This is a genomic window from Microcystis sp. M165S2 (assembly GCF_020245885.1).
GTDB lineage: Bacteria > Cyanobacteriota > Cyanobacteriia > Cyanobacteriales > Microcystaceae > Microcystis.
The window spans coordinates 1-3,916 of record NZ_JADBTZ010000113.1 but is presented as its reverse complement, the minus strand read 5'-3'; the positions used below and the strand labels follow the sequence as shown (position 1 = coordinate 3,916).

The following is a 3,916-nucleotide window of genomic DNA, read 5'->3' as shown; positions in this document are numbered from 1 at the left end:
CTGAAAGGTCGCGAAAGTCTGTGGACTTTGTGTAAGACAGTACATGGTTTTTTAACCGTGGTATGCAACGGTGGTTGAAGCAGAAACTTAAATCGTGAGGTTTAGGAATCGCCGCACTTTTAGGGCGGCGAGGATGTCAAGGTCTGTTGGTTTTCGTCCATGTCACACTGTGGGTACAAGCACGGCTTCCTTGTCTGATCCCGAAATCAGGTTGTTTACTACTCAATCCACAAAAAAAATGTCTGAAAGGCTTAAACCTTAAGCGATCCAAACATTTTTTCATTGCAATCGGAGGGTGATATTGACTTTATGTCTTAACTTCGAGCTTACGATAGAAAGCTGGCTGTTAATGTAGCCTATTTAACCAAAACATCGATTTTTTGCTTATTTATCGGGATAGAAAATGACCTTTTCTTAAAATTATCGGAGTTTAGAGATAATTGGTTAGCTAATCTCCCAATAAGCCAGGCCCCAGAGACCAGCAAGGCATCCTCAAGCCTTCATTTGTCCTTCCTAGGCATGGACGGCGATCGCCGAGAGCGGAGTTAATACACCAATATGGATATCATAACTCGATCGAGGGAGAAAAACCAAGAACCTGCGAGAAAATTGCCGATTTCTCCCGGCCAAGATTACTGCTCAGATCGCCCTAGATTATGCCGTCAGTCATTCTTCAGCGAGAAACCACCTCGCTAGAGGATTCTGATTCTAGGGGGAGAGAGGGTTTAATTATCCCGTATTTTGTCTCCTCTGGTGTCACTTGACGGATAACCTCCAAAGCTTCCTTGATCATTACTGCCATGGGAACTGCGACAATTACCCCCAGTAAACCGCCCACTCGCGCCCCCGTCAAGACCGAGACCAACACCCAAAAGGGATTTAACCCGGTGACACTGCCCAAAATCCGGGGAGCAATGCCATTTTCGACAATTTGCTGCACCACTACAGCCACGGCTAAAACTTGTAGAGCTAAACCAATATCGCGCAAAGCTAGTAAAGCTGTCACCGTGACAATGCCTACAGTTCCCCCAAAAGGGATTAAGGCCATGGTACCAATCAACAGACCGAATAGGAGACCAAAAGGGACTTTAATCGATAAAAATGCCGTGACTAATCCCAAGGCCATGCAGGTGGCGCAAATTACCTGTCCGACAAAGTAATTCTGAAAACTTAAGCGTAGGGTTAGGGAAAAGGGTTGTTGGACGGGTTTGGGCAACCATTGGATAATACTCCTCCAGATATCGGGACTGTGGAGAAGTAGATAAAAGGTGAGGATAATAGTTAACAGCACATCAAGCACTCGCACCACGGTAAAAACGGTGAGATTAAGGGCTAAATTAACGCTTCTTCCCGCTAGAATTTGCAATTCTGCCCCTAAACGACTGTTAAACTGAGCGATAACACCATCGAAACTGATCGGAATCGGCAGATTCATCATGTCGATTTTGGTATCTAGTTGCATCAGTTGGCGCTGTCCCGAGTCTAACCATTCTGGCAATCTATTGACAAATTGCTGTGCTTGGGTGAAGACTAAGGGAACTAGGGTTATTCCCACGGCCACAAAAATTAAAATCGTGATCAGGGAAACCACGATCGCAGCTAAACCCCGTTTTAATCCCTGACGTTCCAACCAAGTCACCGGATAACCCAAGAGAAAAGATAGAACGGCCGCTATCAGTAAAATAACAAATAAAGATTCAAAATAGCCAAAAATTGCCGATAATGCCCAGGCATTCAGGACGATAAGTGGTGCAGCTAGAGCAATCACCAGTAAGCGGGATAAGGAATTCAGGGATTGCCACCACGTCTGAATCCAATTGCGTTTCGGGGGAACGACTTTAACTTCCACCATGAAGCCTCTTAAAAGGTTTGTTTCAACACTTGTATTCTGACAGATCGAAGCCTAACCCGCTAACTCAACCGGGGAAGTGGGAAGATGGGGTGTGGGATGCTGACAGGCGTAGGATTATTACAACAACCTTATGGGTGTAACGGGGGCATCCTGCCGACATTTAAGGTGAACGGATCCGTTAGGCTGTAGATCTAGTCACTCCATACTTGACAAGACAATGCAGTTGCATTACCATCAAGGTCTAGTTTTTACAGACAGGCTTAGAGGTCGCTATGGCTGCAACGATAGCCCCATGCCTGGAATCCACTCTTACTGATCGCTATCAGACTACAATTCCCGATTCTGTTCGCAAAGCCCTTGGCTTGAATAAGCGTGATAAAATCTGCTACAACATACAGGCCGACGGCAAAGTATGGATTTCCTGGGCTGATGGGGCAGAAGAAAATGATCCAGTGCTTGGGAAATTTCTGAATTTTCTTGCACAAGATATGGAACAGAACCCTCAACACCCTCCAGATGATTGGCATGACCTACTCAAAGAGGCGAAAAGTGCAATTAGCCGTTTACGGGAAGCTGCTGAAACCGAAATTTAATGATAGATATGTCTGGACTTCCCCCATACAGAAATACTAAAAAATTAACAAAACCCTTATGGAGCTTCTCAGAAAAAATTGAAAAGAGGCCACTGGGTACATTTTTCGCTTGAAAATGTCTGTACCGTTGACTGTATCTGGAGTGGAGCGATGACCTAGAGTTGGCTTTATAGCGATCGCTAACTTGATTGTAACAGATAGTGTCATCAATCTCTAGAGTCAGCGATTCCCTCTGTAGCCATGTTTAGATAGCGAGTACATTTACAATGGAGAAGTTCGGTTATATCAAAGAATTTTAGTTATCTTTTGACAAAAATTAGATAAATTGGCTTTTTTATCTAAAAACTCTAGTAATTCAGCTAGAGATTTTTGAGGATTTTTATATTTCTTGACTTGCCTATTTAGACTGAATTTAATTTCTTCGGGATATTCATCGAACAAATTACTTAAAAAAGTATCAGGAGATTGAGCCTTTATACCCCAAGTTTCTAAAGCTGACAGTGAAAAGTCGGTAATATTATTAGTTAAAATTAGATTAGCTTTAGCCATAACAGCAGTTGCTAAAACAGGACGGTCTTTTAAGTCGTTTGTCATTAACTCAATTAAACCAGATGGCACTTCAACCATGGCTTCGGGAAAAGCTGCTTTCATTGTCTCCACTAAATTAAGGGCTTTTATTGAAGTTATATTATATCGATTAATCAGATTGCGGGTTGTTTCTTCTAAAATTAATTTCGACCAGTAAGGCGAGTATAAACCTTGCCAAGCAATTGATAATAAAGTATCGCGTAAATACTGAGGAATAAGAACACAAGCATCTAAAACAACCCTAGGCTCTGCTGTCATCTAGGTTTAATTTCTCATCTTTTCTGTATAGTCCTTCCGCTTCAGTCATGGCTACAAGGTTATTTAAAATTTGTTCTCTTTCTCGATATTTTTTTTCTTTATATATTAGCAAATCTTCTCGTTTTATTCGTCGATCACTGCCTACATTAGTCGATAAAATTTGCCCCTGTTCTAGTAATTTTATTAGATAAGAGTTAGAAACATTTAACAAATTAGCCGCTTCTTCTATAGTTAAATCCTGATGGGTAACATTTAACTGAATTACCTGTCCCGATGCTAAGGCAGCTACACTGTAACGAAGTACCATTAAAACCGATTCGGGAATATAGACATTTTCTCCCTGTTCAGTGACGAGTCTCGTCGGTATTTCTCTATTAAGCAGCTGATTTAATTGGGTTATTTGTTCAGTTTCTTCGGGTTCGACAACAAAATGATTTGGGTCAAAATTAGAATATTTACTCATATCAGAGAATGACTCCACGCATTTATCGAAAATTTGGGTTAAAACCCCGTCCTTTTAGGACGGCTTTAAGCTACAATGGAAAAAGCGATAACCAAGCTAAAAACTGAACCTTGACAACAGATAGTAAGGGGTTTCGTTCAGAAAAGACTTCAAATTCGGCCT

4 protein-coding genes are annotated in these 3,916 nt (G+C 41.8%); 1 reads left to right on the top strand and 3 read right to left on the bottom strand.

What is annotated here, in order from left to right:
* Positions 1-673: 673 nt before the first annotated feature.
* A complete protein-coding gene (locus tag IM479_RS05895; RefSeq protein ID WP_287684264.1) occupies positions 674-1,852 on the bottom strand; it encodes an AI-2E family transporter in 1,179 nt (392 codons plus the stop codon).
* Between the two features lie 272 nt (positions 1,853-2,124).
* Between IM479_RS05895 and IM479_RS05890 the strand changes: the two genes are divergently transcribed.
* Positions 2,125-2,445 (top strand): type II toxin-antitoxin system PrlF family antitoxin, encoded by a 321-nt coding sequence (locus IM479_RS05890; RefSeq protein ID WP_287684263.1) that lies wholly within the window; start codon positions 2,125-2,127, stop codon positions 2,443-2,445.
* A 285-nt stretch (positions 2,446-2,730) separates the two neighbouring features.
* Here IM479_RS05890 and IM479_RS05885 read toward each other — a convergent pair whose 3' ends face one another.
* Positions 2,731-3,291 (bottom strand): PIN domain-containing protein, encoded by a 561-nt coding sequence (locus IM479_RS05885; protein ID WP_287684262.1) that lies wholly within the window; start codon positions 3,289-3,291, stop codon positions 2,731-2,733.
* Positions 3,275-3,754 carry an excisionase family DNA-binding protein gene (locus IM479_RS05880; protein WP_287684261.1) on the bottom strand — a complete coding sequence of 160 codons (480 nt, stop codon included), beginning with the start codon at positions 3,752-3,754 and terminating at the stop codon, positions 3,275-3,277. Before IM479_RS05880 ends, IM479_RS05885 begins: the two co-directional genes overlap by 17 nt.
* Positions 3,755-3,916: the final 162 nt, after the last annotated feature.